The organism is Phyllobacterium sophorae (assembly GCF_003010965.1).
GTDB lineage: Bacteria > Pseudomonadota > Alphaproteobacteria > Rhizobiales > Rhizobiaceae > Phyllobacterium > Phyllobacterium sophorae.
Window position 1 is genome coordinate 87,476 of the sequence record NZ_PGGM01000005.1, and the last position, 17,389, is coordinate 104,864.

General features: G+C 58.3%; 18 protein-coding genes. 7 read left to right on the top strand and 11 right to left on the bottom strand.

Translation table 11 applies throughout. From position 1 onward, the window contains the following. Positions 1 to 31: 31 nt before the first annotated feature. From hisG to CU103_RS13020, 4 genes are all read right to left on the bottom strand, one after another. On the bottom strand, positions 32 to 727 hold the full coding sequence (gene hisG / locus CU103_RS13005; protein ID WP_106664365.1) for an ATP phosphoribosyltransferase: 696 nt from the start codon (positions 725 to 727) through the stop codon (positions 32 to 34). Continuing rightward, a complete protein-coding gene (locus CU103_RS13010) occupies positions 724 to 1,866 on the bottom strand; it encodes an ATP phosphoribosyltransferase regulatory subunit (protein ID WP_106664366.1) in 1,143 nt (380 codons plus the stop codon). Before CU103_RS13010 ends, hisG begins: the two co-directional genes overlap by 4 nt. Before the next feature lie 6 nt (positions 1,867 to 1,872). Next, on the bottom strand, positions 1,873 to 3,498 hold the full coding sequence (gene hisS, locus CU103_RS13015) for a histidine--tRNA ligase (RefSeq protein ID WP_106664367.1): 1,626 nt from the start codon (positions 3,496 to 3,498) through the stop codon (positions 1,873 to 1,875). Positions 3,499 to 3,607: 109 nt separating this feature from the next. Next, positions 3,608 to 4,264, bottom strand: coding sequence for a DNA-3-methyladenine glycosylase I (locus CU103_RS13020; protein WP_106664368.1), 657 nt, complete (start codon positions 4,262 to 4,264; stop codon positions 3,608 to 3,610). Positions 4,265 to 4,449: 185 nt separating this feature from the next. On the opposite strand from CU103_RS13020, the gene CU103_RS13025 reads away from it, so the two are divergent. Beyond that, on the top strand, positions 4,450 to 5,235 hold the full coding sequence (locus CU103_RS13025; RefSeq protein WP_106664369.1) for a L,D-transpeptidase: 786 nt from the start codon (positions 4,450 to 4,452) through the stop codon (positions 5,233 to 5,235). A 72-nt stretch (positions 5,236 to 5,307) separates the two neighbouring features. On the opposite strand, the gene glcF is transcribed toward CU103_RS13025, so the two are convergent. From glcF to CU103_RS13040, 3 genes are read right to left on the bottom strand one after another with little or no spacing between them, the layout of a single operon-like run. Beyond that, positions 5,308 to 6,633, bottom strand: a complete 1,326-nt coding sequence (glcF, locus tag CU103_RS13030; RefSeq protein WP_106664370.1) for a glycolate oxidase subunit GlcF — start codon at positions 6,631 to 6,633, stop codon at positions 5,308 to 5,310. 2 nt (positions 6,634 to 6,635) lie between these two features. Next, positions 6,636 to 7,856: an FAD-binding protein gene (locus CU103_RS13035; protein WP_410010371.1), complete on the bottom strand. Its 1,221-nt coding sequence runs from the start codon at positions 7,854 to 7,856 to the stop codon at positions 6,636 to 6,638. After that, entirely contained in the window at positions 7,850 to 9,346 is a 1,497-nt protein-coding gene (locus tag CU103_RS13040) for an FAD-linked oxidase C-terminal domain-containing protein (protein WP_106664372.1), read from the bottom strand. The genes CU103_RS13035 and CU103_RS13040 overlap by 7 nt, the downstream gene beginning before the upstream one ends. 131 nt (positions 9,347 to 9,477) lie before the next feature. On the opposite strand from CU103_RS13040, the gene CU103_RS13045 reads away from it, so the two are divergent. Beyond that, positions 9,478 to 10,377, top strand: a complete 900-nt coding sequence (locus tag CU103_RS13045) for a LysR family transcriptional regulator (protein ID WP_106664373.1) — start codon at positions 9,478 to 9,480, stop codon at positions 10,375 to 10,377. Here CU103_RS13045 and CU103_RS13050 read toward each other — a convergent pair whose 3' ends face one another. Continuing rightward, positions 10,378 to 11,622, bottom strand: coding sequence for a DUF3422 family protein (locus tag CU103_RS13050; protein ID WP_106664594.1), 1,245 nt, complete (start codon positions 11,620 to 11,622; stop codon positions 10,378 to 10,380). Between the two features lie 265 nt (positions 11,623 to 11,887). Between CU103_RS13050 and CU103_RS13055 the strand changes: the two genes are divergently transcribed. Continuing rightward, positions 11,888 to 12,673, top strand: a complete 786-nt coding sequence (locus CU103_RS13055) for a FadR/GntR family transcriptional regulator (protein ID WP_106664374.1) — start codon at positions 11,888 to 11,890, stop codon at positions 12,671 to 12,673. Further along, positions 12,670 to 13,407, top strand: coding sequence for a metallophosphoesterase family protein (locus CU103_RS13060; RefSeq protein ID WP_106664375.1), 738 nt, complete (start codon positions 12,670 to 12,672; stop codon positions 13,405 to 13,407). Before CU103_RS13055 ends, CU103_RS13060 begins: the two co-directional genes overlap by 4 nt. A gap of 8 nt (positions 13,408 to 13,415) precedes the next feature. Here the strand turns inward: CU103_RS13060 and CU103_RS31400 are convergent, their stop codons facing one another. Both CU103_RS31400 and CU103_RS13065 read right to left on the bottom strand, forming a co-directional pair. Further along, positions 13,416 to 13,556: a hypothetical protein gene (locus CU103_RS31400; RefSeq protein ID WP_170117032.1), complete on the bottom strand. Its 141-nt coding sequence runs from the start codon at positions 13,554 to 13,556 to the stop codon at positions 13,416 to 13,418. A 171-nt stretch (positions 13,557 to 13,727) separates the two neighbouring features. Continuing rightward, positions 13,728 to 14,429, bottom strand: coding sequence for a type 1 glutamine amidotransferase (locus tag CU103_RS13065; RefSeq protein WP_106664376.1), 702 nt, complete (start codon positions 14,427 to 14,429; stop codon positions 13,728 to 13,730). 73 nt (positions 14,430 to 14,502) lie between these two features. Here CU103_RS13065 and CU103_RS13070 point away from each other — a divergent pair, with 73 nt between their 5' ends. Beyond that, the gene (locus CU103_RS13070) at positions 14,503 to 15,111 is read left to right on the top strand and encodes a hypothetical protein (RefSeq protein WP_106664377.1); all 609 of its coding nucleotides are present in this window, start codon (positions 14,503 to 14,505) and stop codon (positions 15,109 to 15,111) included. Here CU103_RS13070 and CU103_RS13075 read toward each other — a convergent pair whose 3' ends face one another. Continuing rightward, positions 15,112 to 16,011 carry a DMT family transporter gene (locus tag CU103_RS13075; protein WP_106664378.1) on the bottom strand — a complete coding sequence of 300 codons (900 nt, stop codon included), beginning with the start codon at positions 16,009 to 16,011 and terminating at the stop codon, positions 15,112 to 15,114. A gap of 133 nt (positions 16,012 to 16,144) precedes the next feature. On the opposite strand from CU103_RS13075, the gene CU103_RS13080 reads away from it, so the two are divergent. Then, the gene (locus CU103_RS13080) at positions 16,145 to 16,582 is read left to right on the top strand and encodes an Lrp/AsnC family transcriptional regulator (protein ID WP_106664379.1); all 438 of its coding nucleotides are present in this window, start codon (positions 16,145 to 16,147) and stop codon (positions 16,580 to 16,582) included. A gap of 23 nt (positions 16,583 to 16,605) precedes the next feature. Beyond that, positions 16,606 to 17,340, top strand: coding sequence for a 16S rRNA (uracil(1498)-N(3))-methyltransferase (locus CU103_RS13085; protein WP_106664380.1), 735 nt, complete (start codon positions 16,606 to 16,608; stop codon positions 17,338 to 17,340). The last annotated feature ends 49 nt before the right edge of the window (positions 17,341 to 17,389 follow it).

The following is a 17,389-nucleotide window of genomic DNA, read 5'->3' on the forward strand; positions in this document are numbered from 1 at the left end:
ACTCGCTCTAAATCACGCAGAGTTGATAGGATCAGCCGGCCAGAGCCGCCTTAATGCGCTGAGATAGTTCCTCAACAGCATTGGCGTCGGTGGTGCCGCGCGACGAAACCAGGCACGCCTGCGATTTGAGGATCACGCCATCATCCAGAACCTTGAGATGGTTGGCGTGCAAAGTCGATCCGGTCGAGGTGATATCCACAATGATATCAGCGGAACCTGAAGCAGGAGCGCCCTCGGTCGCGCCGAGGCTCTCGACTATGCGATAGACCTGGATTCCATGCATTTGCGAGAAGAACTGCTGGGTCAACCGCCAGTATTTCGTGGCAATGCGCAGACGGCGGCCATGGCGCTGGCGGAAATCCGCGGCGACGTCATCGAGATCGGCCATTGTCGACACGTCATACCAGACGTCCGGCACGGCAACGACAACATCCGCATGGCCAAAGCCGAGGCGGGCTTCGACTTGCACCCGCTCATCGGCAGACGACAGCGTTTCGCGGATGAGATCTTCACCTGTCACGCCAAGATCAACGCTGCCATAGCCAAGCTCGCGAGCAATCTCGGATGCCGAGAGAAACAGGATATCGATCTGACTTTCGCCTTTGACCTGCGCCCGGTAGCTGCGCTGATCTTTCGGCAGGATTACGCTCAAGCCCGCGTTTTCAAGGACTTCGAGGGCCTTTTCCTTGAGGCGGCCTTTGGAGGGAAGCGCCAAGGTGATGGTCATTGCGCATCTCCTGAAACACTCTCGGCAATTTGCTCGAGCCGGTCGAGCCAGATCGAAAATCCGACACCCGGAATGGACCCTACGGCGCCGAGCATCGTCAACAGACGATCATAGCGGCCGCCGCCGACAATAGCGCCTGTGCCGGCGTATTTCAGCGCACGGGTCTCGTAGACCAGCCCGGTATAATAGTCGAGCGGGCGGCCGAATGCGGCATCATAGATGATCGTCTCGTGCCCGATTCCCGCCTCGATAACAGAGGCCGCGCGCGCCTCGAATTGTTCAAGTGCAGGGCCGAGGTCGAATTCGTTCGAACGCGCGAAGCTGAGCAATTGGCCCGCGGCAGATTGCAGCGGCACGCGAATGGCAAGAAAGGTTTCCAACGCCGAGAATGCCTTGGCCGGCAACTTTACCGAAGCGAGCGTTGATTTCTCGATCAGCCGACGCGCAATTTCTATCGGCGCGCGACCAGCACCAGGCGAAATCCCCGCGATTTGCATATCCTGTTCCAACTCAGCCGCCAAACCGGCTTCGTCGCCCTTTGCCACGAGCACTGCAAGACGATCCGGCAGCGCGCCATTTTGGCGATCGGAGGAAAGGTCTTCAAGCAAACCTTTCAATTGCCCAGGATTGCCGAAGGCGCGTGCAAGCTTCTTCTGCCAGCCGCGCGGCAAGCCAAGTGCTGCCAGCACTGCCTCAAAAATTGCCTGGTCACCGAGCAGGGTTTCCAGTTCCGCGTGCGGCGCAACAAGCCGGATGGCAGCCAAGGCATCGGCAAGCGAACGCGCATCGGCACGGGCCCGGTTGGCATCGCCAAGATCCTCGATCCCGGCCTGAAAGAACTCGTTGCCGCCCTCGCGGCGCTGGCGGAACACCTCACCGAGGTAGGCATAGCGTTTCGGCGTCGCGGCGTTGCGTTCGATATGATTTCGGCAAACGGGAATGGTAAATTCGGGCCTGAGGCACAGGCTCTGGCCGTTTTCGTTCTCGGTCAGAAAAATCCGGCGGCGCAGGTCTTCACCGGCCATGTCCAGAAACTGGTCTGCCGGCTGGATGACCGGAATATCGACAAGCTCCGCATCCCGCCCAGCGATAAGCGCGGCAAGTTCGCCAGAAAAAGCAGGGGCGCGTGAAGCGGTCATCGGAAACTACTGACCCTTCGATGCGTTGGCACGATCTTCGGCCTGCGCCTCGAGTATCTTGCGCACCTCGGCCACGAGATCGCCTTCCTTGGCGGTGACCTGCGCCGGACGGCTTTCACGCCACGTGACATTGTCCTCGATCTCAGCCGAAAGGCGTGCGCCTTCGATCAGGTCCTTGATCTGAACTTCGCCGTTGTCGCGTTCCTGCGACCCCTGAATGATGACGCAGGGTGCGCCACGGCGATCAGCATATTTCATCTGCGGCTTCATGCCCGAACCGCCGAGATACATTTCGGCGCGAATACCGGCCTGACGCAGATCCGAGACCATCCTCTGGTAGCGGCCGAGGCTTACTGTATCACGGTCCATGACCAGAACGACGACAGGGCCGATGTTGTCGGAAGTGTCGAGCTTGCCGAGGTTCTTCAGGGCGGTCATCAGGCGCGAAACGCCGATCGAAAATCCGGTTGCCGGAACCGGTTCGCCGCGGAAGCGCGAGACCAGGCCGTCATAACGCCCGCCACCGCCAACCGAGCCGAAGACAACTTTCTCGCCCTTTTCATTCGTGACGTCGAAGGTGAGTTCGGCTTCGAAGACCGGACCAGTGTAATATTCCAGACCACGTACGACCGAGGTTGTAATCCTGATGCGCTGTGTCCCATAGCCCGCTGCTCTCACGAGGCTGCTGATTTGGCGAAGTTCGTTCAACCCCTCTTGGAAAAGCGACGCTTGTGGGAACCGCTCCTCATAGACGTCAAGAAAGCGGGGATTGGCGATGACTAAGGGTTGTGAACTCTGGCCGCCTTGCAGCAATGCATCATCCTGCATCACTTCATCGGGAGACATTTGCATAAAAAAGTCGGGTGCACGGTCGCTCGCGTGCGTGAAAAGGAGCATGATCGTATCAATGGATTCTTCGTCGAGCCCCGCACCCTTCGTGAAATCGCCCTCACCTTCCTTACCGCCATCCCACCGGCCGGCGCCAAGCAGCAGGCGCACGCCTTGTGGGCCGAATTTGTCGAGCTTGTCGATTGCCCTGAGCACCGTCAGCCTTCGGCCAACATTCTCGTCGCCGCCGAGGCCGATTGCCTCCAGCACCCCGTCGAGAACCTTGCGGTTGTTAACGCGGATCACATAGTCACCGCGCTTGATGCCCAATGCCTCCATGACATCGGCCATCATCATGCACATTTCCGCGTCCGCCGAGACAGAAGGCGCACCGACCGTATCGGCGTCGAACTGCATGAACTGGCGGAAACGGCCCGGGCCCGGCTTCTCATTGCGGAACACCCAGCCGGCACGATAGCTGCGATAGGGCTTTGGAATACTCTCGAAATTCTCGGCGACATAGCGTGCCAGCGGCGCGGTCAGATCGTAGCGCAACGACAACCACTGCTCGTCATCGTCCTGAAACGAGAACACGCCTTCGTTGGGACGATCCTGATCCGGCAGGAACTTGCCGAGCGCATCGGTATATTCGATCAGCGGAGTTTCGACGGGCTCGAAGCCATAAAGTTCGTAGACCTTGCGGATCTGCGCCATCATCTTTTCGGCGGCGCGCAGATCATCGGGCGCACGGTCCACGAAACCGCGCGGCAGCCGCGCTTTTACCCTGTCTGCCTTTGTTGCCATGATGATGATCCAAACCTTTGAAATTCTAGCGATTGCCGGAGCGCGTTTGCTCTAGACTATCAACGCTTCAAGGGCAAGGATTGATGACCCTGACAAAGGATACGCGACTCTATGAAGCCGGAACCGGTCTCTTGAACCTGGCTCGCAGCCTCTCGATCTCCTGGCGGCACTTGCAACCTTCAATGTGATCATTGACAAGGCCCATCGCCTGCATGTGCGCATACATCGTCGTCGGACCAACAAAGGTCCAGCCACGCTTCTTCAGGTCCTTGGACAGGCGGATCGAGGTTGGTGATGTCGGGTTTGCAATGAGGGTGGGATAGTCGACAATCTTGGGGCGCTCGTCTGCCGGTGGCTCAAACTGCCAGAAATAGGCAGCGAGTGATCCCGTTTCCTTGACGAGTTCAATGGCGCGCTTGGCGTTGTTGATCGCGGAATTGATCTTGCCGCGATGGCGGATGATACCTGCATTGCCCAGCAGCCGCTCCACATCCTTCTCGCCATAGCGCGCGATACGATGATAATCGAAACCATCAAAGGCTTCGCGGAAGTTCTGGCGCTTGCGCAAGATGGTCAGCCAGGAAAGGCCGGATTGAAATCCCTCGAGGCAAATCTTCTCGAAAAGCCGGGTGTCGTCGGTGACGGGCCTGCCCCACTCATGATCGTGATAGTGAACATATTCAGGCAATGTTCCGGGCCAGAAGCACCTGATGTCGCCATCCTCGCCGGTGATCAGGCCAGTCTTGACCGGGGTATCGTCTTGCATTTCGCCTGCCTTTTTCGAATGTTAACCAGTTTTGAAAACCTGCCGGTAACCACACCAAATGGTTTCCGCAAAGAATCGCATTTTATTGATCGCGATTCACTTTTTTCTACCTGAGCGCAGGCAAACTCAATCCGAAAACTGACAAGACCTGTCAGCAGAGTTTGCACGCCTAGAGAAAAGACCCGATGAGAATTGCATATTTGCTACTGACATCCTGCCTAACGGCCGGCATTGCCACCGGGGCGATGGCGAGTGAACGCTACGCAACACGCCCGCCAGTTGTCATGAGCCCGGATCTCTCGGCACCTTGGGTGATGCAGCTGCGCGCAAGGCCAGTGGGCTCGCCGGTCAATCCGCGCAATTATGTGGTTTTCAGCGAGCCTCCTGCACGCGGATATACCAAGCAGCGCAATCGTAAAGTTGCCCCAGCAGCCGGAAATCCGGCAGTTCGCGAAGTGTCATTCCAGCGCCCCGAATCGCCCGCGAACGACCGGCAGCCGAAGAAGCGGGCGATGGACCCTGAATTCCTGCCGCAGACAGTTGCCTATGACGGCCCCGAGAAGCCTGGCACCATCGTTATCGATACGTCACAACGTTTCCTTTTCCTGGTTGAAGCCGGCGGAACGGCCCAACGCTATGGAGTCGGTGTGGGCAAGGAAGGTTTTGGCTGGTCCGGCACCAATACGATCAGCCGCAAGGCCGAATGGCCCGACTGGAATCCACCCGCATCGATGATAGAACGCGAGCGACAGAAGGGGCGCATCATACCAGCGCATATGGAAGGCGGTATCGCCAATCCTCTTGGTGCACGCGCGCTTTATCTCGGCTCGACCCTATATCGCATTCACGGCACCAATGCTCCCTGGACCATTGGCCATGCCGTATCCAGTGGCTGCATTCGCATGCGCAACGAAGACGTCACGGACCTCTACGAGCGCGTCAATGTCGGTACCAAGGTTATTGTGAGATAGCAGTTCTGGGGGCCGGCACCGGGGGCGGTGCCGGGAACTGGGCAGCGGTTCCCTCGGAACCGCTGCCCTCTTTTATTCCGCCTGCAAGAACGCTGGTGCGGCGATACCTTCCGGCTTGGGGCCGCCATAGGCCCAGTCGAGCAACTCCACGGTATGCACAATCGGCAGCTTCGAACCGCTGGCGATCTGGGTGATACAGCCAATGTTGCCGGTAGCGATGAGGGTGGCTCCTGTAGCTTCAATGTTCTTCACCTTGCGGTCACGAAGCGTACGCGCAATCTCTGCCTGCATGATGTTGTAGGTACCGGCCGAACCACAGCAAAGATGACCCTCAGCGGGCTCCTTGACGATGAAACCTGCCGCTTTAAGCAAATCCTTCGGCTGGCGCGTGATCTTCTGCCCGTGCTGCATCGAACAGGCGGAGTGGTAGGCAACGGTGAGGCCCGCCGGTTGCTTTGGCGCCGGCAGGTCGAGCATTGCCAGATATTCGGTGATGTCCCTGGCCAGTGCGGAAACACGTGCTGCCTTGTCCTTATAGTCGGGATCGAGCCGCAGCATGTAGCCGTAATCCTTGATCGTCGTGCCGCACCCCGACGCCGTTACCACGATCGCATCGAGACCGCCCGCATCGAGTTCACGCATCCAGACGTCCACATTGCGGCGGGCCTCGTGGAGTGCTTCTTCCTCGCGGCCCATATGGTGCACCAGCGAACCGCAGCAACCCTCGCCCCCTGGTACGACGACTTCGATGCCAAGCCGTGTCAAAAGCCGGATCGTTGCCTCGTTGATGCCTGGCTTCAACACCGGCTGGGCGCAGCCAGTAAGAATTGCAACCCTGCCTTTTTTCGCTATCTGAGATGCATGCGAACCGGGCCGGGCAAAGCGCGATTTCGCGGGAACGGACTTGGGCGCAAGCTCGAGCATTGCGGCCATCGGCTTCAACGCCGGCACGGATCTGAACAGTGGAGCGAAGGGACGGCCAAGTCTTGCAACACTGAGGGCGAAACGAAAACGGCCGGGATAGGGCAGGACAAGAGCAAGCAGCGCGCGGGTCAGCCGGTTGATGACCGGGCGCTTGTAGGTCTTCTCGATGTGGGCACGGGCGTTATCCACGAGGTGCATGTAGTTGACACCCGAAGGACAGGTTGTCATGCAGGCGAGGCACGACAGACAGCGATCGATGTGCTTGACGATCTGCTCATCCGCCGCGCGGCCATTTTCCAGCATATCCTTGATGAGATAGATGCGGCCCCGCGGGCTGTCGAGCTCATTGCCCAACGTAACGTAGGTCGGGCAAGTGGCGGTACAGAAGCCGCAATGCACACATTTGCGCAGAATCTTTTCCGACTCTGCGACGCCGGGGTCCAGCAACTGCTCGGGGGTAAAGTTTGTCTGCACGTCTATACTCCTGCGACCATGCGGCCCGGGTTCAATATTCCGCTCGGATCGAACTGCTGCTTCAGCCGCTTGGAAAGGGCGGCCAGGGACGCTGGCTGCGGTTCGAATACCGGCAGCGCTGCCCGTATGCTCGTCGGCGCGCGCACCAAAGTTGCATGACCGCCACCATATTTGCGGACCAGCGCACGTACGGCTTCTGCTTCTGGCTCACCTTCCATGCGCAACCAGACGAGGCCGCCCTGCCAATCGTAATAGGCATCGACAGCGGCTCCCATGCGGAGGGAGGCGACAAGCTTGTAGGCTTCCATCGGCACCATGGAAACCCGCCACACCGGGCGCTCGGTGCCGTCGGCAAACGGGACGACGTCACGGATTTCCTGCCAGAGCTTGCGGGATCTTTCGCCGGAAATGGTATCAATCGTCCCGGCAGACGCCAGAAGGCCCTTCAACATTGCCACTCGATCAGCGACGGAGGGCGCGAACCCCTCAAGGCGCAGCACGGTCGAAGCCTCCCCATTCAGCGCTCCGTCGAGGACCCGCCCTGCAACATTGATTGGCAAATGCGCCGCAGATGCCACCTCGCCGCTTGAACCCATGGCAATCGCCATGGCGCGGCCTGCTTCATCGTCGGCAAGACCGCGAATGACAAGCGTCGTCTCGGTCTCCGGAGCAGGGAGGACCTTGAACGTTATTTCCGTGGCGATGCCGAGTGTCCCCCAGGAATTGGCCATCCCCTTCGACAAATCATAGCCCGTGACATTCTTGACGACACGGCCGCCGGATTTGAACAGTTCGCCACGTCCCGACACCACGCGCACGCCCAGCACATGATCACGGGCGGAACCGGACTTCAGGCTACGCGGTCCACACAAATTGGTCGCCAGGAGGCCGCCGAGGCTGCCCTGCCCCGCAAGCTTTCCCAACAGCGGGCCATAATCCATCGGCTCGAACTGGAATGCCTGGCCATTGGCCGCAAGCAATGCTTCCAGTTCGGCGATCGGCGTACCTGCCCTGGCGCCAAGGACCAATTCGTCTGGCTCGTACAACGTCACGCCCGAATAACCCGAGAGCATAATTGTATGCTCGGTCTGTAAAGGGCGGCCGAGATCCCGCTTGGAGCCCTGACCAACGATTTCGACAGGCGCCTGCTCTGCAACCGCCCATTGGACAGCTTCGACGATCTCGCCTTCGGCGTGAGGATTGAATGTGGTCACGCCTAGAATCTCGGAATGTCAGGAAACGGCACCTGACCATGATGCACGTGCATACGGCCAAGTTCAGCGCAGCGGTGCAATTGCGGAAATACCTTGCCGGGATTGAGCAAGTGCTTGTCATCGAAAGCGCATTTGACCCTGATCTGCTGCTTGAGATCGGTTTCGTTGAACATCTCCGGCATCAGGTCGCGCTTTTCCACACCGACGCCATGTTCTCCCGTCAATACACCGCCGACCTTGACGCAGAGCCGCAAGATATCGGCGCCAAAATCCTCGGCCTTATGCAGCTCTTCCGGTATATTCGCATCGTAGAGGATGAGCGGATGCAGATTGCCATCGCCAGCATGGAAGACATTGGCAACGCGCAAGCCATATTTCTCTGACAGTTCGCGCATGCCCGCCAGCACTTTCGGCAGCTCTTTTCGCGGGATCGTTCCGTCCATGCACAGGTAGTCTGGCGAAATGCGCCCGACTGCCGGAAAGGCCGCCTTGCGCCCTGCCCAGAATGCCATGCGCTCCTCTTCGCTTTGCGACACCACGCAGGTCGTTGCACCATTTTTCCGTCCGATTGTCTCAACCATACTGATCAAGTGATCAACTTCGACCACGGGACCATCCAGTTCGATGATCAGCAGGGCTTCCACATCGAGGGGGTATCCCGCATGGACGAAGTCCTCGGCAGCGTGAATGGCAGGGCGGTCCATCATCTCCATGCCGCCCGGAATGATGCCAGCCGCGATGACATCGGCGACGCATTGACCAGCTTCTTCGCTCGTTGGAAAACCCACCATCAGCGCGCGCGCACTCGTCGGCTTCTTCAGGATGCGCACGGTCACTTCCGTGACAACTCCAAGCAGCCCTTCCGAACCGGTCATCAGGCCGAGAAGGTCATAACCTTCGGAATCAAGATGCTTTCCACCGAGCCGCACAACTTCGCCGGTGATCAGCACCATTTCGAGGCCGAGCACGTTATTGGCAGTGAGACCATATTTGAGGCAATGCACGCCGCCGGAATTTTCCGCCACGTTACCTCCAATCGAGCAGGCGATCTGCGACGACGGATCCGGCGCGTAGTAAAAGCCTTCATGCTCGACTGCCTTGGTGATGCCGAGATTTGTCACGCCCGGCTGCACCACGGCAACACGGTTTGGATAGTCGATTTCGAGGATCCGGTTGAAGCGCGACAGGACCAGCAACACCGCATCTTCCAAGGGCAAAGCCCCGCCTGACAATGACGTTCCGGAGCCGCGAGGGACGACTTTCACATTGTTTTCGTAGCAATATTTGAGGACTCGTGATACCTGCGCCACCGTTTGCGGCAGGACGACGACCAGGGGCAGCTGGCGATAGGCCGTAAGGGCATCGGATTCGAAGGCGCGCATTTCGTTGGTGACATCAACCACGCCTTCGCCCGGCACGATGGCTTGCAATGCCGCAACAATCTCTGCACGGCGAGACATGGTCGCGTTATCGGCTTTCGGCATGAGCAATCCGGCCATCTAATCTCGTACTCCCTCGCACCACTGGTAAACTATGTTTACCTCTTGCGCTTCAGTCTTGTAAAGATGCGTTTCTTCGCACGCCCGTCTTTGCACTTGACCTTATCATGGACCGCCGGAAGAGTGCGCGCATGAGCGAGTTCAACGATATGGAAATTTTTGCGCGCGTGGTTTCTGCCGGGAGCATGTCGGCGGCAGGACGGGAGCTTGGACTTTCTCCCGCTGTCGTTTCCAAGCGGTTGCGGCGTCTCGAAGAGCGGCTGGGTACTCGGCTTCTGCAGCGCACGACAAGGCAGATCGCCCTGACGGAAACCGGTCAGGGGTATTACCAGCGCGTGCTGGCGATCCTGTCAGGGGTCGAGGAAGCAGAGGCCTTCGTCTCGCGCCGCTCGGAGCAAGCGCACGGGCTGCTGAAGGTCGCCGTGCCGACGACATTTGGGCGTATGCATATTGCTCCGCATCTCGAGCCATTCATGCGAGCAAATCCCGACCTTTCAGTCAATCTCGTGCTTGCCGACGAATTCGTCGATATTGTCGGCGAGGGTTACGACCTTGCCATCCGCATTGCCGAACTATCAGATTCAAGTCTCGTGGCGCGCAAGCTCGCGCCCGTAGAGCGCTTCCTTGTAGCAGCACCGCGCTATGTCGCAGAACATGGGACACCGAGATCTTTTTCCGATCTAGAGAATCACGTCTGCCTTGCTGCCCACAACGGCGATCCATGGCGGCTTGTCGGGCCCTATGGTGCCGTCAGTTGGCGCCCGGCTGGTCCGCTCCTGACGAACTCCAGCGAGGTGGTGCGGGAAGCCGTGCTCGGCGGACTGGGTATTGCTTTGCGCTCAACCTGGGATATCGGGCCGGAACTCGCAGCAGGCTTGCTTGTGAGAGTTCTTGGAGATTACGCGGCGTCACGCAACATCGCGATCTATGCCGTGTATCCCTCGCGGCAGTACCTGCCGGCGAAAGTACGGCTCTTCATCGACTATCTCGCGGCGCTTTACGGACCAATCCCGCCTTGGGATCGGAATTGATCAATCGTCCGCGTGGGATTTGCGTATGGCCTTGACGACGTACCACATGGCCAGAATGGCGATGGGAACAAAGATCGCCGTCAGCACAGAGGCATGCAGTTCGGGAATATAAGTTTCCGCACCCTTGGCGAGATAGTAGAACAGCCCAACGACATAATAGGAGATCGCTGCAACCGAGAGCCCTTCGACCGTACGCTGCAATCGCAACTGCAATTGCGCACGCTTGTCCATTGAACTGAGCAGGTCACGGTTCTGGCGTTCAAGCTCCACATCGACGGATGTGCGCAGCAATGTCGCGGCGCGGGAGAGCTTTTCTGAAAGGCTCTCCTGGCGTCCACTGACCGAACGGCAGGTCCGCATGGCCGGTGCCATGCGCCGCTGGATGAATGCTCCCCACGTTTCATATCCCGTTACCGGCTCTTCCTGCAGTGCGGCCAAACGCTCCTGGACGATGCCGTTATAAGCTCGGCTCGCACCAAAGCGATACAGGCTGGACGCCGCGTCGGCTTCCAGTTCCGCCGCAAGGGAGGTCAGTTCATCAAGCAATTTGTGGCTGTCTGAAGTCGAATCGCGCATTTCGTTGGTAAGGCCGGCTAGCCGGTCTTCGATCCGCCGGATTCGCGGCGAAAGCGAATGTGCCAGCGGCAAGCCAAGCATGGCGAGCGTCCGGTAGGTTTCGATCTCGATGACGCGTTGCGATAACGCTCCGGCACGAGCGGGCGACAGGCCATTGTCGAGAATCAGGATGCGCGTCATACCATCGCGGTCCTGCCGGAAGTCAGTAACGATCGAGGCCAAGCCGTTCTCGACATCGCTGTAGCACAGGCTCGCAGGATCGAATTCCGAAACCAACGCGAGCGCATTTCGATCCTTCTTGATGATCTCCAGCCGCACGCCGTCAATCACCGTGCCGGGTGGGTTGAAACCGTGTCCGAAAGGATGCTGGGCAGCATTGTTGTTACGCGGTACCGGACCTTCCCAAAGGTAGGTCGAGAACTCCGTATGCCGCTCCCAGCGTAATGTGCCATTGCCCCACGGCATGATGTGGTGCCGGGCGTCGCGGGCCGGCGGCGCAATGCCAATACTGCGACTGAGTTCTCCCAGTACAGCGTGATCGACGCTCGATCCGCCTTCGGTCATGAAGGCGAGCTGGATCAACAGGCGCGGCGTATCCACCAAGGGGTAGGGTCGCGCATGTACTTCGCCAAGCGCAATGGCGCGCTCCGCATGCGCGGGAAATCCCATGACACCACCTGGGCTCGGCGCAGCGCTCGCAAGCGCTGTTACTGGCTTCAATCTCTTCCCCATCGTCCCCTGACCGGTCTTTTCTTCGCTGATCAGCTGTCACGGGATCGTGAACGGATTGAGCTGCGCTTTCAACCGTTTCTCATACCAAAGGCTGCGGCAAATAGGACCACGATCCCTTCAGAAATTGGATCATTTAATTGACCAGTTTCGTTCTTTGCCGGTACGATATGACTGCAAGTGTTTTCTGCGGATCGAATCATCCATGAGCAGCAGCCCCATCTTCGCCCGCATCCAGTCTACGCGCACGGCTACTGACATTGTCAGCCAGATCGAGACGCTCATCCTTGAAGGAGTGCTGCGCGTTGGCGACCGTCTGCCGGGAGAGCGTGATCTCTCCGCTCAGTTCGATGTTTCGCGACCTATCCTGCGCAGCGCGCTCAAAACACTGGAAGCCAAGGGCCTGCTCACGACTCGCCATGGCGGCGGAACCTTTGTCGCTGATGTCATTGGCGAGGTGTTTTCCAAGCCGATGATGGACCTCATCTCCAGCCACCGCAAGGCGGCGGCGGATTATCTCGAATATCGCCGCGAAATCGAAAGCATCGCGGCCGACTATGCGGCCCAGCGTGCCACCGAGGATGACCGGCTTTTGCTCCACCGCATCATGGCGGCGATGGAGCAGGCTTACGAGACCGATGACTTCAAAAGGGAAGCGGAACTCGATGTGGAGTTGCACAATGCCATCGGCGAGTGCGCGCACAATATCATCCTGTTACATACGCTGCGCTCGTGCTACCGGCTGCTGGCCGATGACGTCTTCTACAACCGTACGGTAATTTATGGATTTCCCGGTGCACGCGCCAAGCTCCTTGCACAACACCGGGCGATATTCGATGCGATCATGGCGTCGGACCCGGCAGGAGCGCGTACAGCCGCACGCGAACACATCGACTTCATAGAGCAGGCACAAAGAGAAGCGGTGCGCAGCAGCGCCTGGCAGGACGTCTCCCGGCTGCGGCGCAATCAGCGGGAGTTGAACTCGAAATGAACACCGTCGACTTCAAACATGCGCGCGGTCCGGACAAGTTGCGGGTCTATGCGATTGGCGATGTGCATGGCCGGCTGGATCTATTGCAGGCGATGCACCGGCGCATTCTGGTTGAGAATGAAAAATCTCCGCCGTTTGACTGGGTCGTTGTCCACCTCGGCGACTATGTCGACCGGGGCCCCGATTCAAAGGGCGTGCTCGATCTATTGGTCAAGCTACAGAAGAAGACACACCGAATGTTGACGCTCGCGGGAAATCACGACGTTGGTTTACTCGAGTTTCTTGCTACAGGCGACGGCTACGGGCTTTTTGCGCGTAATGGCGGGCGTCAAACAGCGCTTTCCTATGGCATTAATATCGATTTCGAAGACCCGGGTTCTGTCGCAGCGGGACGGAAGGCGCTGGCCGATGCAATTCCACAGTCGCACGTCCAATTCCTGCGCGGTTTGCAGCGATCAATGGTTTTTGGTGACTTTTTCTTTTGCCACGCCGGGATCCGGCCTGGCGTCGACCTTGACCATCAGGACCCCGAAGATTTGATCTGGATCAGATGGGAATTTCTGGAAAATCCACATCTTCACCCCAAAATCATCGTCCATGGCCACACGCCTGTCAGCGACGTGGAAGTCAGGACGAACCGGGTCAATCTCGACACCGGCGCCTATGCCAGTGGCAGGCTCAGCGCGATTGCGATCGACGCAGGAAACAAGTTTTTCCTGGAAGTGAGCGTGTAGAACTGACCTCAGCGTGAAGCCGTGCTGACGCCGTAGCCGTCGCTGGAAACCGCATGTCCACCGGCATCGACCGAGAACAGCCCTGCGCCCATGAAGAGAATGGCTGAGAGCATTACGGCGGTCAAAAGTGCAGCACTCTTGGTGGTCATTTGGTCGTTTCCATCGTTTGTCTTGGCCTGGCTTCATGCCAGTTAACCAGTGCGGCCACTACAGGACACGAACATTACCAACTAGTGAATCAAAGACACGCTCCACATGAATCGTGGCGGGGGATCTAATTCAGAATTGGGCTGTTGCAGAGTTGCAACTGAATCGCGGAGTCACGCGATCAACTTGACCCACGCGCGAGCAAGCTCCAGGCCAGCCGCATCTGCAGCGGTTCCATGACGGCCGGCATGAGCTTCGAAGTCATCCAGCCATTGCGCATGATTTGTTGCGATCTGATCATGGAAGACATGCGTCCACTCTTGCACGAGCCTTGTGTCGGCTTCGAAGTGAAACTGGATGCCGTAGACAGCGCGGCCGATACGAAAAGCCTGGTTTGCTGTCATGGCACTGGACGCGAGGTGAACTGCACCGTCGGGCAACGAGAACGTATCACTATGCCAGTGAAAGATCGGAAATTGCTGGGGGACTGACGAGAGAACGGGATCTGACACAGCCTCAACCCTACACGTTACCTCATGCCAGCCGAATTCAGTCGGCCGGCCAATAATATTGTGCCCACCGTAGCCGCGCGCGACCAGTTGGCTGCCGAGACAAATGCCGAGTACGGCCTTGTTGGAATCGCCGAACCGCTTGATGAGCCGCGCCAATGCGGGAAGGTAGGGATAGTCGTCGTCGGCAAGGGCATTCTGATCGCCGCCGAGGACGACCAGCGCTTCATGATCAGAGGCATCGGCGGGCAGAGCTTCTCCAAGATAGGCTTGACGCAGATCAACCATAGCGCCCGCCTCGTCCAGTGCGTGGCCAACCTGTCCTAACCCGGTATGCTGATAGTTCTGAACGACGAGAACGCGCATGAAGCCTGCCTGACTGATCGCAATGACTGGGATTCTCGGATAGCATGGGCCCCCAAGAGTCGGAAGCCGTCAAATGCCCCTGCAAAACCGTGTCACGCCCTTTGGCGATATTGTCGCAGTTCCTCAGCGCGGTTTGCTGATGGGCAATCGCGGCATCATTCACGATCCGGCAACCCGGACCTTGCTGAAAAGACGCTGGACGACCCGAGCCTGGATTATCTGCGTGTGTGAATTCAAAGATGTGCGGCGGGACGTGATGGCTCGCCGCAGCTGGACCGAACTGTTCTTCTTTGACGAAGCGGCGGCGCTGGCGGCGGGGCACCGGCCCTGCTTCTATTGCCAGCGGCAACGGGCAAAATCCTTTCAGGCGGCCTGGGCGGAAGGAAATACAACCGCTGCTTTATCGGCTCCAGCGATAGATAAAGTCCTGCATGGTGAGCGGATCGACGCCAAAGGCGGCAAACGGCATCATCATATCGAAGGTTCGATCGCTGATTTACCAGATGGCACCATGGTTGCCAGCGGCGACACTGCCTATGTAGTCATGGAGGGCGAGACGCATCTTTGGTCATGGGAAGGCTATGCACCATCGCAGACACCCCCCATGAATGTCTCGCTGCTTACGCCGCCTTCGACCGTTCGGGCCTTGAGAGCGGGCTATGATCCGCTCATCCGCTTGTAGTCAGGCCCTGATATCGGCGGGGACTGATCTGCGGAATGTCCAGCCGAGGCTGGTGCCGGCAGCGGCGATCAGGATAGCGGCGGAACCGACCAACTGGCTCGGCTGCAACGCATGTCCGAACGCAATGTAGTCCACCATAATGGCAGCGATTGGATAGATGAAGGACAGGGAGCCGGTAATGTGCGTCGGCAGCCTTTGGATTGCGCTGTAGAGCAGGATATACATCAAGCCGGTGTGAACCACACCAATCGTTACAATACTTGCCCACTGGCCTGTGCTTTGCGGCAGGCTCGTGAAGTCGGCAAGCGGCACGAGCATGATAATACCGACGCAGACCTGGATAAGCGCGATAAGGTGCGGCGGCGTACCCTTCAGGCGCTTCGCAACGATGGAGGCGATCGCATAGAGGAAGGCAGCACCGAGCGACAATGCAATACCGGTCATGTAGTCCGAGCCGCTATAAGCACCACCAGGCTTGGCCTGCACGATCAGGAGCATGCCGGCAAAGGCAAAGCCAAGCCAGAACAGCTTGGTGGCCGTGAGCTTCTCCTTGAAAATTAATGCGCCCAAGCCAACCAGCATGAACGGCTGGACATTGTAGACCGTCGTGGCGATGGCGATGGATGCGCGGGAATAGGCAGCAAAGAGCAGCACCCAGTTCAGCACGATCGCGACGCCGCCAATGACGGCAAGGCCGAAAAGCTTGCGCGAGATGACATCTGGCCGCAGCAGGCCCAACGCTGCACAGACCGCGAGCAGCGTGACGGCTCCAATGGCGCAGCGCCAGAAGACGACGGACAAAACCGGCTGACCGGACATCAGTACGAACCAGCCGATTGTCCCTGAAATGATCATGGCGGCAGTCATTTCGACACTGCCTCTGAACAGATCTTTTTCCATGTCACCGCTCCATTTCAACAATGGGTGAAGACTATGCGGCGGACATCCAATTTGATATAAGTTGTGAAAGGCGAAAATTGCACTTCACCTTTATATTGCAGGTAAATTTGGCGAAGCACCTTACGAGGAATCCATGCTTGACGAACTTGACCGAACGATCATCGAGATTCTCATCGATGACGCACGCATATCGTTGAAGGAACTCAGCCAGAAGGTGGGGCTTTCTTCTCCGAGTGTTTCGGAGCGTTTGCGGCGGCTGGAAGAAAAGAAGGTGATCCGCTCGTTCACCGTTGATATCGATCCGGTGGCGCTCGGCTACAGCCTGACGGCAATCGTGCGGGTTCGTCCCCTGCCCGGCATGTTGCATATCGTCGAAAGGCTGATCAAGGAGACGCCCGAAATCACTGAATGCGACAAGGTCACGGGCGATGACTGTTTTATCGGAAAACTGCAGTTTCGAACGATGGAGCAACTCGATACGATTCTTGACCGGCTGGCGGAAAAAGCCGAGACAAACACCTCGATCGTCAAGTCATCACCGGTCAAACGCCGCTTGCCGCCTCTCTCCTGAACCGCTGCTCCACTGGAAATACCATGCGTGCCAACTACAAAATGCAGAGGCTCTATGTCACCGCCGGTCTGACCGCTGGAAAGCGCGCCGAGACCGGTCCTGAGGCCATCAATTACCTTGCCAATGTGCTGCGGATGAAGGAAGGCGATGAAATCCTTGCCTTCAACGGTCGCGACGGCGAATGGCGCGCGGCGCTGCGGTTTGAGAGCAAGAAGAAGCTGTCACTGGAGCCACTGGAACAGACGCGCGAGCAGCCTGCCCCACCCGATCTCATTTATTGTTTCGCCCCGCTGAAACAGGGCCGGCTCGACTATCTGGTGCAGAAGGCGGTGGAAATGGGCGCCGGCACCTTGCAGCCGGTCGTCACCCAGCACACACAGGTCCCACGTATTGGAATCGAGCGTATTGAAGCCAATGCAATCGAGGCAGCAGAACAATGCGGGGTACTGGCGATCCCGCAGACGCGCGAGCCGGTGAAGCTGGAAAAACTGCTCGAAGGCTGGGATGGCAATCGCCGCCTCATCTTTTGCGATGAGGGACACGAGACGTACAATCCCCTGCCACTGTTGCAATCACTTCCACGAGGGCCGCTTGGTGTCCTCATTGGACCGGAGGGCGGCTTCTCGGATCATGAGCGTCAAGTTCTGCGTAAATTGCCCTTTGTCACCGCAATCCCGCTTGGCCAGCGGATCCTGCGCGCGGACACAGCGGCCGTTGCAGCACTCGCTCTGATTCAGGCGACAATCGGCGATTGGTGAGATACAAATTCTCTTGATAAGAGCATAAGCGAAATTTGCTTGCGCTCCT